The organism is Streptomyces sp. NPDC091376, from assembly GCF_044757085.1.
Classification (GTDB): Bacteria; Actinomycetota; Actinomycetes; order Streptomycetales; family Streptomycetaceae; genus Streptomyces; species Streptomyces pratisoli.
This window is the reverse complement of sequence record NZ_JBIVUF010000004.1, coordinates 76,959-94,157: the sequence shown is the minus strand read 5'-3', so window position 1 is coordinate 94,157 and position 17,199 is coordinate 76,959. Positions and strand designations below refer to the sequence as shown.

General features: G+C 69.5%; 16 protein-coding genes. 8 read left to right on the top strand and 8 right to left on the bottom strand.

Annotation, left to right across the window (positions count from 1 at the left end):
* Nucleotides 1-36 precede the first annotated feature (36 nt).
* The 4 genes from ACIQMR_RS10495 to ACIQMR_RS10480 all read left to right on the top strand — a co-directional run bounded on the left by ACIQMR_RS10495 (nt 37) and on the right by ACIQMR_RS10480 (nt 5,036).
* Nucleotides 37-1,650 carry an FAD-binding oxidoreductase gene (locus ACIQMR_RS10495; RefSeq protein ID WP_401385018.1) on the top strand — a complete coding sequence of 538 codons (1,614 nt, stop codon included), beginning with the start codon at nt 37-39 and terminating at the stop codon, nt 1,648-1,650.
* Nucleotides 1,651-1,863: 213 nt separating this feature from the next.
* Nucleotides 1,864-3,174, top strand: coding sequence for a VWA domain-containing protein (locus ACIQMR_RS10490; RefSeq protein WP_401385017.1), 1,311 nt, complete (start codon nt 1,864-1,866; stop codon nt 3,172-3,174).
* The gene (locus ACIQMR_RS10485) at nt 3,174-3,977 is read left to right on the top strand and encodes a hypothetical protein (protein ID WP_401385016.1); all 804 of its coding nucleotides are present in this window, start codon (nt 3,174-3,176) and stop codon (nt 3,975-3,977) included. The genes ACIQMR_RS10490 and ACIQMR_RS10485 overlap by 1 nt, the downstream gene beginning before the upstream one ends.
* A 267-nt stretch (nt 3,978-4,244) precedes the next feature.
* Entirely contained in the window at nt 4,245-5,036 is a 792-nt protein-coding gene (locus ACIQMR_RS10480; RefSeq protein ID WP_401385015.1) for an N-formylglutamate amidohydrolase, read from the top strand.
* 67 nt (nt 5,037-5,103) lie between these two features.
* Here the strand turns inward: ACIQMR_RS10480 and ACIQMR_RS10475 are convergent, their stop codons facing one another.
* The 7 genes from ACIQMR_RS10475 to ACIQMR_RS10445 form a co-directional block, all read right to left on the bottom strand.
* A complete protein-coding gene (locus ACIQMR_RS10475; RefSeq protein WP_401385014.1) occupies nt 5,104-6,222 on the bottom strand; it encodes an AI-2E family transporter in 1,119 nt (372 codons plus the stop codon).
* 85 nt (nt 6,223-6,307) lie between these two features.
* Complete coding sequence (locus ACIQMR_RS10470; RefSeq protein ID WP_401385013.1) at nt 6,308-6,442, bottom strand: hypothetical protein; 135 nt, start codon at nt 6,440-6,442, stop codon at nt 6,308-6,310.
* Nucleotides 6,411-7,745 carry an OFA family MFS transporter gene (locus tag ACIQMR_RS10465; RefSeq protein ID WP_401385012.1) on the bottom strand — a complete coding sequence of 445 codons (1,335 nt, stop codon included), beginning with the start codon at nt 7,743-7,745 and terminating at the stop codon, nt 6,411-6,413. Before ACIQMR_RS10465 ends, ACIQMR_RS10470 begins: the two co-directional genes overlap by 32 nt.
* A gap of 176 nt (nt 7,746-7,921) precedes the next feature.
* The gene (locus ACIQMR_RS10460) at nt 7,922-8,896 is read right to left on the bottom strand and encodes a peptidase (protein WP_401385011.1); all 975 of its coding nucleotides are present in this window, start codon (nt 8,894-8,896) and stop codon (nt 7,922-7,924) included.
* A 19-nt stretch (nt 8,897-8,915) separates the two neighbouring features.
* Nucleotides 8,916-9,518, bottom strand: a complete 603-nt coding sequence (locus ACIQMR_RS10455; protein ID WP_401385010.1) for a hypothetical protein — start codon at nt 9,516-9,518, stop codon at nt 8,916-8,918.
* 507 nt (nt 9,519-10,025) lie between these two features.
* Nucleotides 10,026-10,805, bottom strand: a complete 780-nt coding sequence (locus ACIQMR_RS10450) for a class I SAM-dependent methyltransferase (RefSeq protein ID WP_401385009.1) — start codon at nt 10,803-10,805, stop codon at nt 10,026-10,028.
* 176 nt (nt 10,806-10,981) lie between these two features.
* The gene (locus ACIQMR_RS10445) at nt 10,982-11,746 is read right to left on the bottom strand and encodes a hypothetical protein (RefSeq protein ID WP_401385008.1); all 765 of its coding nucleotides are present in this window, start codon (nt 11,744-11,746) and stop codon (nt 10,982-10,984) included.
* Between the two features lie 210 nt (nt 11,747-11,956).
* Here ACIQMR_RS10445 and ACIQMR_RS10440 point away from each other — a divergent pair, with 210 nt between their 5' ends.
* Nucleotides 11,957-12,562 (top strand): hypothetical protein, encoded by a 606-nt coding sequence (locus tag ACIQMR_RS10440; RefSeq protein WP_401385007.1) that lies wholly within the window; start codon nt 11,957-11,959, stop codon nt 12,560-12,562.
* Between the two features lie 160 nt (nt 12,563-12,722).
* Here ACIQMR_RS10440 and ACIQMR_RS10435 read toward each other — a convergent pair whose 3' ends face one another.
* Nucleotides 12,723-14,207, bottom strand: a complete 1,485-nt coding sequence (locus ACIQMR_RS10435; RefSeq protein ID WP_401385006.1) for a peptide MFS transporter — start codon at nt 14,205-14,207, stop codon at nt 12,723-12,725.
* A 306-nt stretch (nt 14,208-14,513) separates the two neighbouring features.
* On the opposite strand from ACIQMR_RS10435, the gene ACIQMR_RS10430 reads away from it, so the two are divergent.
* The 3 genes from ACIQMR_RS10430 (at nt 14,514) to ACIQMR_RS10420 (ending at nt 17,157) form a co-directional block, all read left to right on the top strand.
* Nucleotides 14,514-15,215, top strand: coding sequence for a flavodoxin family protein (locus tag ACIQMR_RS10430; RefSeq protein WP_401385005.1), 702 nt, complete (start codon nt 14,514-14,516; stop codon nt 15,213-15,215).
* Between the two features lie 25 nt (nt 15,216-15,240).
* Nucleotides 15,241-16,206, top strand: coding sequence for a hypothetical protein (locus ACIQMR_RS10425; RefSeq protein WP_401385004.1), 966 nt, complete (start codon nt 15,241-15,243; stop codon nt 16,204-16,206).
* 441 nt (nt 16,207-16,647) lie between these two features.
* Nucleotides 16,648-17,157, top strand: a complete 510-nt coding sequence (locus ACIQMR_RS10420) for a DM13 domain-containing protein (protein WP_401385003.1) — start codon at nt 16,648-16,650, stop codon at nt 17,155-17,157.
* The last annotated feature ends 42 nt before the right edge of the window (nt 17,158-17,199 follow it).

Sequence of the window (17,199 nt, the reverse complement as noted above, 5' to 3'; positions counted from 1 at the left end):
CTTACCAAGAGGTAAATTACCGAGGGGTCGAATCGCGTGACCGACAGCACCAGCACTCCGTCCGCCTCCCCCGCCGCCCGCTCCTGGTGGGGCTGGGGCGCCGCGGCGCAGGCACTGCCCGATGCCGAATGCACGGCGCTCGGCGCCCTGGTACCGGGCTCGGCGTCCACCCCCCTGCCGGTGCCCGACATCGCCCACCTCGAACTGCCCAAGGTGCGCGTCGAACCGCCCCCGGCCCTCGCCCCACTGATGTCCGCCGCTCCGGAGGACCGGGCCGCGCACACCTATGGCAAGGCGTACCGCGACGTGGTCCGCGCCCTGCACGGCGACCTCTCGGCGGCGCCCGACCATGTCGCCCATCCTCGTACCGAACAGGATGTGGTCGACATCCTCGACTGGGCGGCGGACGAGAACGTCGCCGTCGTGCCGTACGGTGCGGGCAGTTCGGTCGTCGGCGGGGTCGAGTACCGCGAGGACCGGCACCGTGGCGTGGTGTCGCTGGATCTCTCCGGACTGGACCGGGTGCTGGAGATCGACCGGGTCAGCCGGGCCGCCCGGATCCAGGCCGGCGCCCTGGGCCCCGCACTCGAAGCACAACTGCGCCCGCACGGACTCACCCTGCGCCACTTCCCCCAGAGCTTCGAGTTCTCCACCCTCGGCGGATGGCTGGCCACCCGGGCCGGCGGACACTACGCCACGCTGTACACGCACATCGACGACCTGGTGGAATCGCTGCGCGTGGTGACGCCGGTCGGGATCAACGAGTCGCTGCGGCTGCCCGGTTCGGGCGCCGGCCCCTCCCCCGACCGGCTGTTCCTGGGGTCCGAGGGCACGCTCGGCGTCATCACCGAAGCGTGGATGCGGCTGCAGGACCGCCCACGACACAAGGCCTCGGCCACGGTGCTGTTCGGCGATGTCCACGCCGCGATGAACGCCGTACGCGCCATCGCACAGTCGGGTCTGCACCCGGCCAACTGCCGGCTGCTGGACCCCGGCGAGGCCGCTCTGGCAGGGGTGGCGCGGGACGGCGAGAGCGTGCTCGTCCTCGGCGTGGAGTCGGCCCACTCCCCCGTCGGCGAGCGCCTCGCCGAACTCGTCACCCTCGCCCGCGACCACGGCGGCTCACCCACGCCGACCGGCCCGGGCACCGAGGACGCCGCAGCCGGCACCTGGCGCTCGGCGTTCCTGCGGATGCCCTACCTCCGCGATGCGCTCGCCCGGATGAGCGTGGTCACCGAGACCTTCGAGACGGCTTGCACCTGGGACCGTGCGCCCGATCTGTACGAGACGGTGCGCCGCCGGCTGGGGGACGTCGTACGGGAGGTGACGGGCACCACGGGCACCGTCAACTGCCGCTTCACCCACGTCTATCCGGACGGGCCCGCGCCGTACTTCACCGTCATCGCCCCGGGGCGGCGCGGTGACGAGGTCGCGATGTGGGACGAGATCAAGTCCGAGGCCATGCGGATCCTCACCGATCACGGCGCGACCGTCACCCATCACCACGCCGTCGGCCGCGATCACCGGCCGGGATACGACCGCCAGCGTCCGGAGCCGTTCGCACACGCGCTCCGAGCGGTGAAGCAGGCACTCGACCCCGCAGGCATCCTCAACCCGGGCGTGCTCGTCGATCCGGCCGCCGCCTGCTGAGTCCCCGGACGAGGCCGGGACGTCCCGCAGATCCCGGCCGTCAGGCGGCGCGCTCAGAACGTCCGGATCGAGACAGACGGCACACTCCGTTCGCCCCGGCCGTACGTCCCCGCCGCGAGCCCCGCCCGTACGTCGCCGCCGTCCCGGCAGTACGTCCGCCCGTACGTCGCCGCCGAATTGGGCCGGGGTCCCCACCCTCACTATGATCCGGCGATGATCATAAGAAAGCGACTGGCAGCCGCGCTGTGCGGCGCGCTGCTGGTCACCTTGACCGGCGGTCTCGTACCCGCCGCCGCCTTCGCCGACTCGGGCGACGACCCGGCCGCGAAGCAACCCCCCAAGGTCCAACTCGTCCTGGACGTCAGCGGTTCGATGCGGGCCCGCGACATCGACGGCCAGTCGCGGATGTCCGCGGCCAAACAGGCGTTCAACGAGGTGCTGGACGCGGTACCGGAAGAGGTCAGGCTCGGCATCCGCACGCTCGGCGCCGACTACCCCGGCAAGGACCGCAAGCAGGGCTGCAAGGACACCCGGCAGCTCTACCCGGTCGGCGAACTCGACCGGACCGAGGCGAAGACGGCCGTCGCCACCCTGACCCCGACCGGCTGGACCCCGATCGGACCGGCGCTGCTGGGTGCCGCGGACGATCTGGAGGGCGGCAGCGCCACCCGCCGGATCGTGCTCATCACGGACGGCGAGGACACCTGCGCCCCGCTCGACCCGTGCGAAGTGGCGCGTGAGATCGCGGCCAAGGGCATCAACATCACCATCGACACGCTCGGCCTCGTCCCGAACGCCAAGATGCGTGCCCAGCTGATGTGCATCGCCGAGGCCACGGGCGGTACGTACACCTCCGTGCAGCACAAGGACGAACTCTCCGACCGTGTCAGCCAGTTGGTCGACCGTGCGGCCGAACCCGTCGTCACTCCGGTCGCCACGCAGGGCACCGACCGCTGCGAGGACGCGCCGCGGCTCAAGGCCGGCCTCTACGCCGACCGCGAGGCCATCGGCCAGCACCGCTGGTACCGGCTGGACCTGCTGCCCGGGCAGGAACTGCGGGCCTCGGTGAGCATCGCCGCCGACCGTGCCGTCAACCGCGACTACGGTGTGCTGCTCCGCGCCTCGACCCTGAGCGGACGGGAGATCGTACGCGGCGAGGCCGCGGGAGACGGGCGTACGGACGTCATCTCCACAGGGCTGCGCCATTCCAAGCCCGAGACCGAGGAGGCGGACGCCGATGACGTCGGCGACACCGAGCCCGCCGCCGAGACGGTCTGCCTGCGCGTGAGCAACTCCTTCTCCTCGCCGGCATCCGCGTCCGCGTCCGACAAGACCGCTCCCGGTCTGCCCGTCGAGCTCACCCTCGAAGTGGTGGACGGCCCCCGCGACGCCGGCGACGTGGCCTTCCTCGGCCTCGGCCAGGGCTGGTGGCTGATCGGTCTGCTCACGGTCGTGGGCTTCGCGGCCGGTCTGCTGTGGGGCTGGATCTCGCGCTGGCGCATCGCCGTCTGGAGGACCAACTGATGCGTACCGTACGCACGTTCACCGGAGCGCTGCTCGCCGCCGCCGCGCTGTTCACGTTCCCGGGCGCCGCGGCCGCCGAGACGTCCACTCCCAGCCCGGGAACGGCTTCGGAATCGGCTTCGGAGGAGGCCTCGGAGTCGGCCTCCGCTCCGACCGAGGCCGGCACGTCGTTCCGTACCGCCACCGTCGTACGACCCGGACAACGGGCCACGGCACAGGCCTCGACCGGTGACTACCTGTACTGGCAGTTCCCGGCCGATGCCGGACAGCGGGCCACGGTACGGGCCACGGTGAAGCTGCCCGGATCCGAGGCCCGGCACGGCGCCCACACCTGGCGGCTCGACGTGTACGACGGGCTGCGGCGCCGTCAGGCCTGTCGCTACGGCAGCGACGTGAGGACGGCCCAGGCGCAGGCGGCGTCGGTCGAGCTGTCCTGTGCGCTGCGCACCGTCCGGGCGTGGTCGGAGGAGTGGGCCAACGACCCGCTGCCCGGCGTGTACTACGTACGTCTGACGGTCGTCGACGCGCCCGCCGAGGACCTGGGCGAGCCCGTCGACGCCGCACTGGAGATCGTGTCCGCCGACTCCGGGGGCGCCGCCGCCGTGGACGGCACGCTCTCCGCACCACTGGTGCCCGCCTCCGGACCCGAGGTCGAGCCCGACGGCGGCTGGGCCGCCGGCTGGTGGTCGTCCCGCGTGCTGTGGACGGCGGCCGGTGCGGTGCTCGCCTCACTGGCCGGTATCTGGGGCTACCGCCTCACCCGTGGCAACGGCCGCCCCGTGCACACGCCGCCGGGGGCCTGACCTCGTCACGGCGCGCCGCTCACTCCGGGTTGCCCGACCCCGGGGTGGGCGGCGCGCCACGATGACCGCGGTCGCGAGCCCCCCATGCGGGGCGCGGTCACGAGCCCCCCATGCGGGCAGCCGACCATGCCAGGGTGCGGCCCCCGCTGTCGCCCGAGCTCGTCCCGGCTGAGCCCGGACAGCCGCGCGACCGAGGGGAGCTTCCCCATGGCCACGGCCGACCGGCGAGGGAACCGTGCCCGCGCTCCCGAGCGGAAGAGAGGGAGGATGGCCGGCATGAGCCACTCGTTCCGCCTCATCCCCGGTGCCGTCGAATCCCCCGTGATCCTGCACGTCCCGCACTCCTCGCGGGCGATCCCCGAGCCGGTGCGCCGCGGCATCCGGTTGGACGACCAGGAGTTGCGGCGCGAGCTCGACCACATCACGGACGCGCACACCGCCGAACTGGCCGCCGCCGCTGCCGATGTGGCCGGTGTCAGGCCGTGGCGGTTCGTCAACTCGCTCTCGCGCCTCGTGGTCGATCCCGAGCGGTTCCCCGACGAGCGGGAGGAGATGCTGGCCGTCGGCATGGGCGCGGTGTACACCCGGACGACACACCGCGAAGCACTCCGCCCGGCGGACGCCGACCCACAGCCGCTGATCGAGCGCTACTTCCACCCGTACGCGGACGCGATGACGGCCGCCGTGTCCGGCCGCCTCGACGCGGTCGGAAGAGCCGTCGTCATCGACGTCCACTCGTATCCCACGCGGTCGCTCCCCTACGAGCTGCACCGCGACGGACCCCGGCCACCGATCTGCCTGGGGACCGACGCCTTCCACACCCCGCCCGGGCTTCTCGCCGCCGCCGAGCGGGCGTTCGCGGGCTTCGGCGGCACCGGGCTCGACAGCCCCTTCGCCGGCACGTACGTACCGCTGGAGTTCTATGGCAAGGACCCGCGGGTCAGCGCCCTGATGATCGAGATCCGGCGGGACGTCTACATGGAGGAGCCCGGCGGACCCGCGGGCCCCGGGCTCGTCCGACTCGCCGCCGCGCTCGGGGAGTTGGCCGACGCCATCTGACGCCGTCCGCACGTCGCTGGCCGTTGAACAGGACCGGTGGGGCGAGTTCCTCGGTCCACGACACCCTCTAAGCCACGACAGCGGCACCTGCGGTGTGGGGCTCGTCCGTCTCCGGCTCCTGCGGCGGGTCCGTGAACTGCTCGCGCAGATAGTTCCAGACCACCGCGATCATCGCGGCCACCGGCACCGCGAGCAGGCTGCCCACGATGCCGGCCAGGCTGCCGCCCAACGTCACCGCCAGCAGGACCACCGCCGCATGAAGGCCGAGGCCGCGACTCTGGATCATCGGCTGCAGCACATTGCCCTCGAGCTGCTGCACCACGACGATGATCGCCAGCACGAACAGCGCGTCCGTCGGCCCGTTCGACACCAACGCGATGAGGACCGCGACGAAGCCGGCGAACAGGGCACCCACGATCGGTACGAACGCGGAGACGAAGGTCAGCACGGCCAGGGGGAGCACCAGTGGCACCCCAAGGACCCACAGGCCGAGGCCGATGAGGACGGCGTCGATCAGGCCGACGAACGCCCGGGAACGTACGAACGCGCCGAGCGTGTTCCAGCTGCGCGCGACCACCACCGGGACGTGGGTGGCGAGCGAACCGGGCAGCTGACGTGTGAGCCAGGGCAGGAACCGGGGGCCGTCCTTGAGGAAGAAGAACATCAGGAACAGCGCCAGGACGGCGGTGACGACACCGTTGACCACGGTGCCCACCCCGCTGACGAGAGCAGTGACCATGCTGCCTGCGCTGTCCTGGATACGGGCGACAGCGGCGTCGAAGGCGCCGGTGATCTGGTCGTCCCCGATGTTCAGCGGCGGTCCGGCAGCCCATTCGCGCAGCTGCTGGATGCCCTGGACCACACCGTCCGACAGCTCGCCGGACTGAGCTGCCACCGGCACCGCGATCAGCGCCACGACGCCCGCGGTGACCAGCAGGAACAGTACGGTCACGGCCGACGCGGCAAGGGCGGGACGCCACCCGCGCCCGCGCAGGAAACGCGTCAGGGGCCAGGTCAGCGTGGTGAGGAGCAGGCCGACGATGAGCGGCCAGACGACCGACCACATCCGGCCGAGCAGCCACAGGGCGACCGCGCCCGCCACGAGGACCAGCAACAACTCGACGGACACGCGGGCCGATACGCCGAGCGCGGCGCGGGCCCTTGTGGAACTCAACCTGGCGGACATGGGATCACCCTATGGGTAGGCCCATCACACGTCGGAATCACCGTCCGTCAACGGCCGCCTCCCGGCCTCACGTCGGCCCTTGACGTCATCCGGTGAACAGCTGCGTCGCCTTCCGCACGAGCTCGTACAGCCCGAACGCCAGCGGAACCCCCACCCACAACCAGGCGAAGGCGATCAGCCAACGCCGGTCAGGCGGACTCTGAGCGCTGTCGTTCGACATCGGCGGTCTCCTCCCTCGGTGCGGGGATGTGGCGGCGCGGGTGTACGGGACGGACGAGTTCGTTGGCGACGAAGCCGACGACGAGCAGCCCGATCATGATGACGAACGACAGGCCGTACAGGGACGCGCCGTGCTTGCCGGCCTCCTCCTGCCGGTCGGCGATCCAGTTCACGATCAGCGGCCCGAGGACGCCGGCCGTGGACCAGGCGGTGAGCAGCCGGCCGTGGATCGCACCGACCTGGTAGGTCCCGAAGAGGTCCTTCAGATACGCGGGGATCGTCGCGAAGCCGCCTCCGTAGAAGGAGAGAATCACCAGTGCGCACAGGATGAACAGCGGCTTCGACGAGTCCCCGAACAGCGCGATGAGCGCGTACATCACGGCGCCGGCACCCAGGTACACGCGGTACATGTTCCTGCGGCCGATCAGGTCGGAGGTCGACGACCAGCCGATGCGGCCCGCCATGTTGGCCGCGGACAGCAGTGCCACGAAGCCGGCGGCCGCCGACACGGACACCGGTGTGGACGTGTCCGCGAAGAAGTCCGTGATCATCGGGGCGGCCTTCTCCAGGATGCCGATTCCGGCGGTCACGTTCATGCAGAGCACGATCCACAGGCACCAGAACTGCGGCGTGCGCACGGCGTCGCGGGCCGAGACCTGCACTCCGTCGACGGCGCTCGGCCCGCTCACCACGGGTTTCTCGCTGCGCGGCACCCTCACCAGCAGCACGCCGAGAGACATGAACGCGGCGTAGGACAACCCGTGGACGAGGAACGCGAGCGCGATCCCGGAGCTGTCGGACCCGAACGACTCCAGCATCTGCGCCGACAGGGGCGAGGCGATCAACGCACCGCCGCCGAAGCCCATGATGGCGATGCCGGTGGCCATGCCGGGCCGGTCCGGGAACCACTTGATGAGCGTCGAGACCGGCGAGATGTAGCCGATGCCGAGGCCGATGCCGCCGACGAACCCGTAGCCGAGGACGATCAGCCAGTACTGCTCCGTGGCGGCGCCCAGCGCGGAGATCAGGAAGCCGGACGAGAAGCAGACCAGCGCGACCGTCATCGCCCAGCGTGGCCCGTTGCGCTCCACGAGGGTGCCGCCGAACGCGGCCGACAGCCCGAGCATGACGATGGCGACCTGGAAGGGCAGCGCGCTTTGCGTGCCACTGAGCCCGAGGGCCGATTCGAGCGAAGGCTTGAACACGCTCCAGGCGTAGGCCTGGCCGATGGAGAGGTGGACCGAGAGCGCGGCGGGCGGGACGAGCCAGCGACTCCATCCCGGGGATGCAACAGGTGGACTCATGATCCGAACGGTAGGAAGCACACAAGCGGTTGAGAAGCCTCCGCGTCGACCGTATGCGATGAACGGTATCCCGGGCACGACGAACGGTCGGCCCGACGGTCACGCTCCTCGCCCGCAGGCATGGCCGCGGCCCGGCAGCAGCGCCTGCGGCGGCGTGGCCACCGGCTGGACCCGTCCTACGTCGCCGCGCGTGACCTCCTGCGCCATCGTGCACGGAGGACCGCCAGGCAGGCGACTCCGGTCAGGAGGGCGCCGCCCACGTACCAGGTGCCCGCGCCGGGGGAATCGGCAAGTCCGGCAAGCCAGGTGGCCCCCTTGGGCGGGAAGGTGATCCTCCCCGACACCTGTTGCTTGACCGTGCCGCTCTCCAGGCTCAATCGGCCCGTCCAGGGTCCGTCGGGCAGGCGCGGGTCCAGGTCCGCGACAACCGTTCCCACGGCTCCCGGCAGCAGCGTGGTGCCGGGCCTGACATAGAAGGGACCCGCTCGGAGCCCTCCAGGCCCGGCGGCCAGGTCGACCTTGCCTTTCAGGTCCAGTGCACGGCCACCGGTGTTGCGGACCTTCGCCATGGCCACGGGCACGCCGTCATCGTTCCTGTGGACACGGAACTCACTGATGCGGAACGACGAGACGGGTTCTCCGCCGACGCCCACGCTGAGGTACAAGCGGATGCCCACACGGCTGACGACGGCGACATTGTGCCTGCTGTCCGCCGGTGTGCTGCTCTGCGCCCACAGCACTGCGTAGCGCTCCCCCTTGGGAGCGGCGCGGGGAATCACCGTCTTGACCAAGGCCCGGGTCTTCTCCCCGGGCTCCAGGGTCAGTTTGGCCGGCGTGGCACTCACCCAGGTGGCCAGTTCGTTCGCCGTACGTCCCGGGCTGAAGACGAACCGGTTGTCGTCGATCTTCGCTCCGCCGGCATACAGCTCGAAGGCACGCCGCTGTGACGACTTGTTGGAGACTTCGACGCGACGCTCGATGGTGGTGCCCGGCGGAAGATGGTCGACGATGTAACTCAGTGCCCGGGGATCCGCTCTGCGGACCACCGGCGCATCGACCAGCCGAATCCCGATCAGGCCCTCGGAAGGTCGGGGAGGAGCGGCGGCATGAGAAACGGCCGCGCCGCCGAGCAGTGCTGTGAGGACGGTCACCACCACGAGTGACCGGCATTCAAGCGACGGAATGAGTCACCGTCCCGGTGTAGGTGCCCGCGACCGCGGCCGCCGGTACGTTCACCGTCAGCGTCGGATTCCAGCTCACGGAGTTGTTCCCGTTTCCGCTGGCGCGGCTGAACGCGACCAAGGGGTCACTCAGGTCACCGTTCGACCCTGCGGTGAAAGGCCCGTTGACCGGGTTGATCGCCGCACCGGGCGAGTAGTCGACGAGTTCCGACCCGATGGTCTCCGCCGGCGTCCCACCACCGGTGGTGAATTCGGTGCTGGTCACCGTCGCTTCCCAGGTGGTATTGAGCGTGGACCGCTCATCGGTCACCGTGACGACGCCCATCTGGCCCGTCGAATCATTTCCCGGTGTCGTCGCCGAAAGGCTCGCCGAGGCGGGAGCGGTGATGTTCAGGCCGTCGGTGGCATTGACCGCAAAGGTCACCGTGGTGTCGTCGGTGGGTGCGGCCGTCGCCGTCGAACCCGAGAGACCGACGACCGACGTGACAGCAACCGCTATGCAGAACGACCTCGCGCGCATGGGGATTCCTTCGCTGTGATCCGATCCGACAATCGAATAGCTATCACGGCCCCGGTCGGCCTGCTCCTCCATGCGGGACCCGCTACTCCATTGGAGATTCGTTCTCCTCGAACGGACGTACCGTTCGATGAATCGCTCTTCGTGGCACAGGGGCGCGGGGCGCGAGATCGGCAGCATGCCCGTACGGACACCGCAGGGCGTCAAGCGGCTCGACGACCTCGCCGGTGGCGATGCGGTCGTACGCGCGGTCGGCGACCACCCGAGCAGATCCACGACGCGCTCGCCTCTGGCGATCCTCGGACGGCACGCGCCCATGCCCCGCCCGAGTTGTGGGACGTCTGCACCGTCACCCGGATCGAGGCCACGGAACCGGTCGTCGCCCGAGGTGCCATGCGTCTCGCCGTCGCAGCCGCCGAAGGCCAGGAATGGGTCCGTCAATATGTGTGCCCGAGGCACATCAGGACTCGGGATCCCGTGGCGTCCGACGGGAACCGCTGTCGTCCAGGCTCCGCGCTCGAGCCATCGATCTCCCTACGCCATGGCGGCGCACTCTCGCGGTCTTGGCGCTGGACGCTCGCCTCACAGCCGCCGGACACGCAGAACGCCGGTCAGCATCGGGAGAGTGAACTCCCCGCAGGCGGTCTCCGGTGTGCCCGCGAGGAAAGCGCGGATCCGGTCCAGCGTGGCTTCTCGTTCCTGTTCCGGCATGACCAGCACCCCCGCACGCGTCGCGATGGTCGCGACGAGGGAATCGGCGGTGCGCAGCTGTCCGTGCGGGAACTCGACCTGCTCCGGAGAGCCGAACCGGGCGGCCACGCCGGTCTTCGGAAGGTGTGCGTCGGCCGTCTCGGCGCGCCAACTGGCGGGTGTGTCACGCGGGCCGATGGCCGCGCTCCCGCTGATCCGCGCGAGCCCGGCCACCCACTCGGCCCGGTCGTCCATGACGTTCCACAGGCCGGCCAGGACGCCACCGGGTGCAAGGACCCTGGCGATCTCGGGTCCCGCGACCGCCATGTCGAACCAGTGCATGGCGTTGCCGGCCAGCACGGCATCGACGGAGGCGTCCGGGAGCGGGATCGCCTCGGCGCTACCCTGCAGGGCACGGACGGCCGGCAGCGAGCGGCGCAGTTCGGTCAGCATCGCCGGGTCGGGCTCGACCGCGATGACGTCGGCACCCGGCGCGACCAGCGTGGCGGTCAGCTTCCCCGTTCCGGCGCCAAGGTCGAGCACACGCGGACCGGGCGCAGGCTCGAGCGCCCATCGCACCGCCGCTCGCGCGTAGTCCGGACGGTGCTCGTCGTAGGCGACGGCCGCTGCGCCGAATGACGAGGCGTGCAGGAGTCGTTCGTCCTTGTCCATGCGGGTGACCGTATCCGCGCTGCCGCCGGTCGACCACCCCGCCTCACACGGACCAGAACCTGCCACGTCCTCCCTCGGCCGCCGACTGCCGACTGCCGACTGCCGACGCGAGCTGACGCTACGTCACCGGGCAAGCCACACCCACGGTCCGACCCGCCGCCATGTGAATCTCCGCGTCAGTTCGCAGTCCTCTCCGTGCGGGGCTGAGGATCAGCCCCGTTGGTACGCGGCAGTGGAAACGGACTGTGCGGCCTCAGCACGTCGCCCAACTGGGGCAGCTCAGCCGCAGAGAACTTGAGGACGAGCGCTGCTTGCAGATGCGCCTTGAGAGTCGGTTCGCTGACCTCTTCGAGCAGCCGAACCGCATGGCCCGCGTCCCGCTCGGCCTTCATGTCCTGCTGGAGCTTCTCCCCCTGCTTCTCCAGGTGATGCAGCGCCGCATCGGCACGACGGTGGAACAGGATGCTGATGCAACTGATCAGCAGTCCGGCCACACTCGCTGTGACCGAGGCGTACATGTCGCCCGTGGTCTCAGCCCTGAAAATGGCGAGTCCGACACCCGTAATCAGAACAAGGCCGCCAAGAGCTGAATAAGTCAAGCTCATACTGAAACTGCGACGCGCCTGCACCAGCCCATGGGCGTAGTACTGCACCAACAGCTTGGCGAAGCGCTGTTGCGAGTGGCTTCGCTGATGATCGTGATCGTCCTCGTGTTCCTCATCATCGGATGCGCCGTCGAAGATTGCCGACTCCAGACGATCCGCTTCCAACTGTGTTTCATCCTTGAGCTTCCGCTCACGCCAGCCTGTGAAGTACGTCGACGCCGTTGAGGCAATGGCGCCGACCGCCAAGGCCAGCACCTCGGGCGCTGATCCGATTCCCATCGGAGCACTCTGGCAGAGCCCCATCGGTGATGTCCTGAAGTCCGGCAAGTCGTTCATGACAGCCTTCGGAGACTCGCGGTGGCCGTCACCACAGTCGCGTGAGCGGGTAAGACGGCCATGGCTTGCACACTGGCAACTCCTGACGCAAGAGTGCAGTTGCGTCACCCGGTTCTCCACCAAGTGTCACGAAATGGCCACTCATGCGTGGCAGCTCCGTGGAATCCCCCATGATGTCCCTCTCTTGTCTCGCCGCGTCCAAGGGGGACCATGCGCACCAGAGCCACCGAGATTCTCACGGCCGCACTTCTGGCCCTCGTCGGTTGCAGCAACGGTGATACGGGAACCGACGGGTCGGCCGCCAAGGGTTCGGCCCCCGCGCGCCCCAAGGACGCCTCTGCCGCGCCCCCGAGCCCCACAAAGGGCAGCAGCCCGCTGACGATCGGACAACCGCACAAGTGGAACGGGGTGGCCCTCGATGAGAAGACGCCCACGAACGGCACAACGACCGTTCTGACGTATGCCCACGATGTCGACGTCGACGGATGGCCATCAGAAGCCCTGGGTGTCGACAACCCACTATGGGTCGCCATCGACGTCAAGGTGTGCAACGACAAGGGAGGCGTCATCTCCGTGTCCCAGGGACCGTGGTCCCTCGGCTTCTCCGACAGCCGCGTGGAACCCTCCTTCCTCGACGGAAACGGGCTGCCGAAGCCCGAGTACCCCCTCGACGGCGCGATGGTGAAGCCGGGGGACTGCATCCGCGGCAAGATCCCCTTCGTCCTTGAGAGGGGCCAGCGCCCCGACCGCGTCATCTACGAGACCTTCGGCGCGCCCCAACCGGTCGAATGGACCGTGCCGAAGTCATCGCGGTGAGTCGGGCCCAGAAGCCGAGGTGGTCGGTCACCGAGGTCGCCCGAAGGTCCTCAGTGACCCACGAGGTTCATCAGGCCGCCACGCTGAGCAAGCCCTCTCGCCGGCGTTCCTGCCCGGCCGGTACGGCGCCGGCACGGGGGCCCGTACGGGGCCGGGAGGCTCAGTGGTGGCCGACGAAGCGGCTGCTGATCTGTTTGCGGAAGAGGAGGATGACCAGGCCGACCACCACCGCGACCGTCACCTCCGCGACGACGAACGGGCGTCCGTCCAGGTTGGCTCCGGCGAGGGAGGCGAGCGAGGTCACGCAGTCGCCCGCCGTCACGGCCAGGAACCACACGCCCATCATCTGGCTGCCGTACTTCTCCGGCGCGAGCTTGGTGGTGACGGACAGGCCCACGGGCGACAGGCACAACTCGCCCACCGTCTGTACGAGGTAGATGGCGCACAGCCACAGCGGGGAGACCAGGTTGCCGTTCGCGGCCGCCGCCAGCGCCGGCAGGAAGACGACGAAGGACAGGCCGACCAGGATGAGACCGACGGCGAACTTGGCGGGCGTGGAGGGTTCCTTGTGCCGGGCGGCGAGCCACTGCCAGAGCCATGCGAACACCGGGCCGAGGGCCATGATGAACAACGGGTTCAGCGACTGGAACCAACTCGAGGGGAAGTCGATCCCGGCGAACTTGGTGTCGGTGTTCTTGGCGGCGAAGATGTTGAGGGTCGAGCCGCCCTGGTCGTAGATCATCCAGAAGATCGCCGCGGCGACGAACAGCCATACGTAGGCCGTCATCCGCTGCCGCTCCGGAAGGGTGAGCTCGGGGTCCCGTCTGATCCGGAACAGGGTCCACGCCGGGAACACCAGGCCGATGATGGTCAGGGGAACGACCACCCAGTTGAGGGTGTAGTGCCCGGAGAGCACGACAACGGTGTAGAAGACGACGGGCACCAGCAGCCACAGAAGCCCCTTCTTCACCAACGCGGCTCGTTGTGCGGCGTCCATCGGTGCGGGGACGAGATCGCTGTGCGGGCTCAGGGAACGGCGCCCGAGGAGGTACTGGACCAGGCCGAGCGCCATGCCCACGCCGGCCACCGCGAACCCCAGGTGGTATCCCACCTTCTGCCCGATGGTCCCGATCACCAGCGGGGCGAAGAAGGCACCGAGATTGATGCCCATGTAGAAGATGGTGAACGCACTGTCCCGGCGCCATTCCAGCGCACCCTGGTAGAGATGGCCCACCATCGTCGAGATGTTCGCCTTCACCAGGCCGGAGCCGACGGCCACGAAGAACAGACCTGCGAAGAAGAACCCTTCGGTGGGCACCGCGAGAAGGAAGTGCCCGATCATGATGATGACGCAGGCGACCGTCACCGATTTCCGCGGTCCGAGGAAGCGGTCCGAGACCCAGCCGCCCGGGAGCGTCAGCAGATAGACCATCGAGAGGTACACACTGAAGATGGCGATGGCGGTGCTGGTCGGAAATCCGAGGCCACCCTCGCTCACCGGTGCGGCGAGATAGACGGCGAGCAGGGCACGCATGCCGTAGTAGCTGAATCGCTCCCACATCTCGGTCATGAAGAGGGTGGAAAGACCCCAAGGATGACCGAAGAACGTACGACCGGGCGGAGATGCTTCGGACGTGCTGATCAACCCTTGCCCCTTTCCGTGCTTCTGACGGAAAGCTAGGCACTTCCGGGCCGTCGACCGTGTTGCCACGCCCGGTTCTCACCCGCATACGGCGGTAGGTCGTGCACGCCGAGTGGTGACCGCCGGCATGAAGCGGGCCTCCCGCGGGGCATGGGCGCGATTCACTCCGGTCGCCGGGGTCCGCCACCACCCTCACCGCAGATGTCCCCGGTGTCCGTCGGTGTCCACGGGTATCCGCCGGCATCCGCCGAGCCCTGAGTCGCGTACGTGGTGCTTGTAACGTTCGACGCTCCCGCCGCACTGAGGGGTATGAGCCATGACGACCTGAGCGCGCTGTTCCTCAACTGCACGCTGAAGAGGAGCCCGGAGCGCAGCCACACACAGGGCCTGATCGACCTCAGCTCGCGGATCATGGAGAAGCAGGGCGTCCAGGTCGAGCACCTTCGGGCGATCGACCATGACATCGCCACCGGCGTGTGGCCGGACATGACGGAGCACGGGTGGGAGCGCGACGCGTGGCCGTCGATCTACCAGCGGGTGATGGCCGCCGACATCCTCGTCATCGCCGGGCCGATCTGGCTGGGTGACAACAGCTCGGTCGCCAAGCTGGTCATCGAGCGGCTATACGCCTGCTCGGGCCTGCTCAACGAGGCCGGTCAGTACGCCTATTACGGGCGCGTGGGCGGCTGCCTGATCACCGGCAACGAAGACGGCGCCAAGCACTGCGCCATGAACGTCCTGTACAGCCTGCAGCACCTGGGGTACACCATCCCGCCGCAGGCGGACGCGGGCTGGATCGGCGAAGCCGGGCCAGGCCCCTCCTATCTCGATCCCGACTCCGGCGGTCCCGCCAACGACTTCACCAACAGGAACACCACGTTCATGACGTGGAACCTGTTGCATCTGGCCCGGCTGCTCAAGAACGCCGGTGGCGTTCCGGCGCACGGGAACCAGCGGTCGCAGTGGGACGCGGGGTGCCGTTTCGACTCCGAGAATCCGGAATACCGCTAACCCAGCAACGAAAGGCCGAAGGAAAATGACCGTCGAGACCGTAGAGACCATCCCCAACTGCGCCTACCCGGGTTGCACCAATCCGCCCGAGCCGCACACGGCCGGCGCACAGGGTCCGGCGCCACGCTACTGCCCGCATCCCGACCACAACGCGCTCGGCGCGTTCAAGAAGTTCCGCGCCAAGCGACTGCAGCGCAAGGAGGACAGGCGCGCGGCAGCCGAGGCCAAGAAGGCGGCGAAGGACGGCGCACAGGGCTCCCGGGCGCCGGTCGCCGAGCAGTCGTCGTCCGCCGCCTTCGGGCAGGCCTCCCCTGCTGGTGCGCTGCCCGGTGCGGCCGGGCGGACGCCCGCCGCGGATGCGGCACCCCAGGCGTTCGGGCAGGTCCCCGGAGCCGAGGTGGTGCCCCAGGAGTTCGCACAGGCTCCCGCCGCCGAGACGATCGAGGAGGCGTCGGCCCAGGCCCTCGACGACGAGATGACGGCGATGGCGGCGATGACGGACATGCCGGTCGCCGCCGACACCCCGACCGCCCAGTCGCGCGACGTCCTCGTCGCACTCATCAACCAGCTCGCCGGCCACGTCGACCAGCTCTCCACCGATCTGCCCGGCTACATCGAAGAGCTGGCGATCATCACGGACTCCGCGGCAGCCGAGGCGCGGATCGAGACCGTCACCCGCGCCGCCGCGCAGCGCATCCTGGCCGCCGAGCAGCGCGCCACGCTGGCCGAGGAGGCGGGCGACATGGCCGTCGCCCAGCTCGAGGCCGGGGAGCAGAAGTTCGCCGAGGAGACCGCCGCGATCCGCGAGGAGACGGCCCGCCAGGTGGCGGACGCCGAGTTCGTCCGGGCCGAGCTGGAGCGCTACCGCGAGCGTGTCAGCATGCTCGAGGTCAGGCTCGACAGTGTCCGCGACGAGGCGGATGAGCTGCGCCGTGCGAGGGCCGGGCTCTCCGTCGAACCCGAGCAGTCGCACCCGGCGCAGAACGACTGACGGTCGGCGTCCGGCCTGGTTCCGGCGTTCCGCCTGTTCCGCCTGTTCCGCCTGTTCCGCCTGTTCCGGCGTTCCGGCGTTCCGGCGTTCCGGCGTTCCGGCGTTCCGGCGTTCCGGCGCTCAGGTCAAGGACTCCCGTCGACGTCACAACGCCGCTGCGATCCTGGAACCGCCGTTGAGAAGAGTTCGGGGCCGACTCGGGGGCTGGGCCCCCGAGTCGGCCCTGTCGTTCGGCGTTCGCCGGCAGGTGCCTGAGCAGGCGCCGGTCGTCGACAGCCGCTCGGGGAGGGGCTTCACGGGGGCGCCGTCTCGATCGTCAGGTCACCGGTCAACGTCCGGTGGACCGGGCATCCGTCGGCGATGAGGCCACCGCCGACGGTTGCTTCGGCGCCACGCCCGGTCACCGGGTGGGCCTGAACACCCAACAGAAACGGAAACACCATGTCCCGGACCAAAAGCCCTGTCCTCTGGATCAGCACCGTCGTGGTCGTCCTCGCGGCGGCCGTCGGGCTCTACCTCTTCCAGCCCTGGCGGCTGCTCACCACGGAACGCGTCGATGAGGCGGCTCCGGTGGCCACCGGCGGGCAGGGGGCCGCGAAGGCCGAGCAGGTGGCGAACGGCAGCTTCATCTCCCACGAGCACGAGACCAGCGGTTCGGTGGAGATCCAGCGGCTCGCGGACGGGAAGGCGACGCTGCGCCTGACGAACCTGCGTACCTCCGACGGCCCGGCCCTGCACGTGTGGCTCAGCGACCAGCCGGTCGAGCAGGACGGCGGCGGCAACCTCGACGACGGCAAGTACGTCGACCTCGGCGACCTGAAGGGCAACGAGGGCAACCAGAACTACGCGATCCCTCAGGGCACCGACCTGAACACGTTCTCCACGGTGACGATCTGGTGCGAACGCTTCAGCGTGTCGTTCGGCGCCGCCGAGCTGAAGCAGCTCACCTGACCGACCCCGGTCGCGCGGGAGGAAGTGGAGCGGGTGGCCGTC

Bases quoted from the DNA above. Each gene is read 5' to 3' on its own strand.
- ACIQMR_RS10485 (WP_401385016.1), top strand. From the start codon at position 3,174: ATGCGTACCGTACGCACGTTCACCGGAGCGCTGCTCGCCGCCGCCGCG.
- ACIQMR_RS10475 (WP_401385014.1), bottom strand. From the start codon at position 6,222: ATGTCCGCCAGGTTGAGTTCCACAAGGGCCCGCGCCGCGCTCGGCGTA.
- ACIQMR_RS10445 (WP_401385008.1), bottom strand. From the start codon at position 11,746: ATGAACGACTTGCCGGACTTCAGGACATCACCGATGGGGCTCTGCCAG.
- ACIQMR_RS10455 (WP_401385010.1), bottom strand. From the start codon at position 9,518: ATGGAGGAGCAGGCCGACCGGGGCCGTGATAGCTATTCGATTGTCGGA.
- ACIQMR_RS10450 (WP_401385009.1), bottom strand. From the start codon at position 10,805: ATGGACAAGGACGAACGACTCCTGCACGCCTCGTCATTCGGCGCAGCG.
- ACIQMR_RS10430 (WP_401385005.1), top strand. From the start codon at position 14,514: ATGAGCCATGACGACCTGAGCGCGCTGTTCCTCAACTGCACGCTGAAG.
- ACIQMR_RS10490 (WP_401385017.1), top strand. From the start codon at position 1,864: ATGATCATAAGAAAGCGACTGGCAGCCGCGCTGTGCGGCGCGCTGCTG.
- ACIQMR_RS10440 (WP_401385007.1), top strand. From the start codon at position 11,957: ATGCGCACCAGAGCCACCGAGATTCTCACGGCCGCACTTCTGGCCCTC.
- ACIQMR_RS10480 (WP_401385015.1), top strand. From the start codon at position 4,245: ATGGCCGGCATGAGCCACTCGTTCCGCCTCATCCCCGGTGCCGTCGAA.
- ACIQMR_RS10420 (WP_401385003.1), top strand. From the start codon at position 16,648: ATGTCCCGGACCAAAAGCCCTGTCCTCTGGATCAGCACCGTCGTGGTC.
- ACIQMR_RS10465 (WP_401385012.1), bottom strand. From the start codon at position 7,745: ATGAGTCCACCTGTTGCATCCCCGGGATGGAGTCGCTGGCTCGTCCCG.
- ACIQMR_RS10470 (WP_401385013.1), bottom strand. From the start codon at position 6,442: ATGTCGAACGACAGCGCTCAGAGTCCGCCTGACCGGCGTTGGCTGATC.
- ACIQMR_RS10425 (WP_401385004.1), top strand. From the start codon at position 15,241: ATGACCGTCGAGACCGTAGAGACCATCCCCAACTGCGCCTACCCGGGT.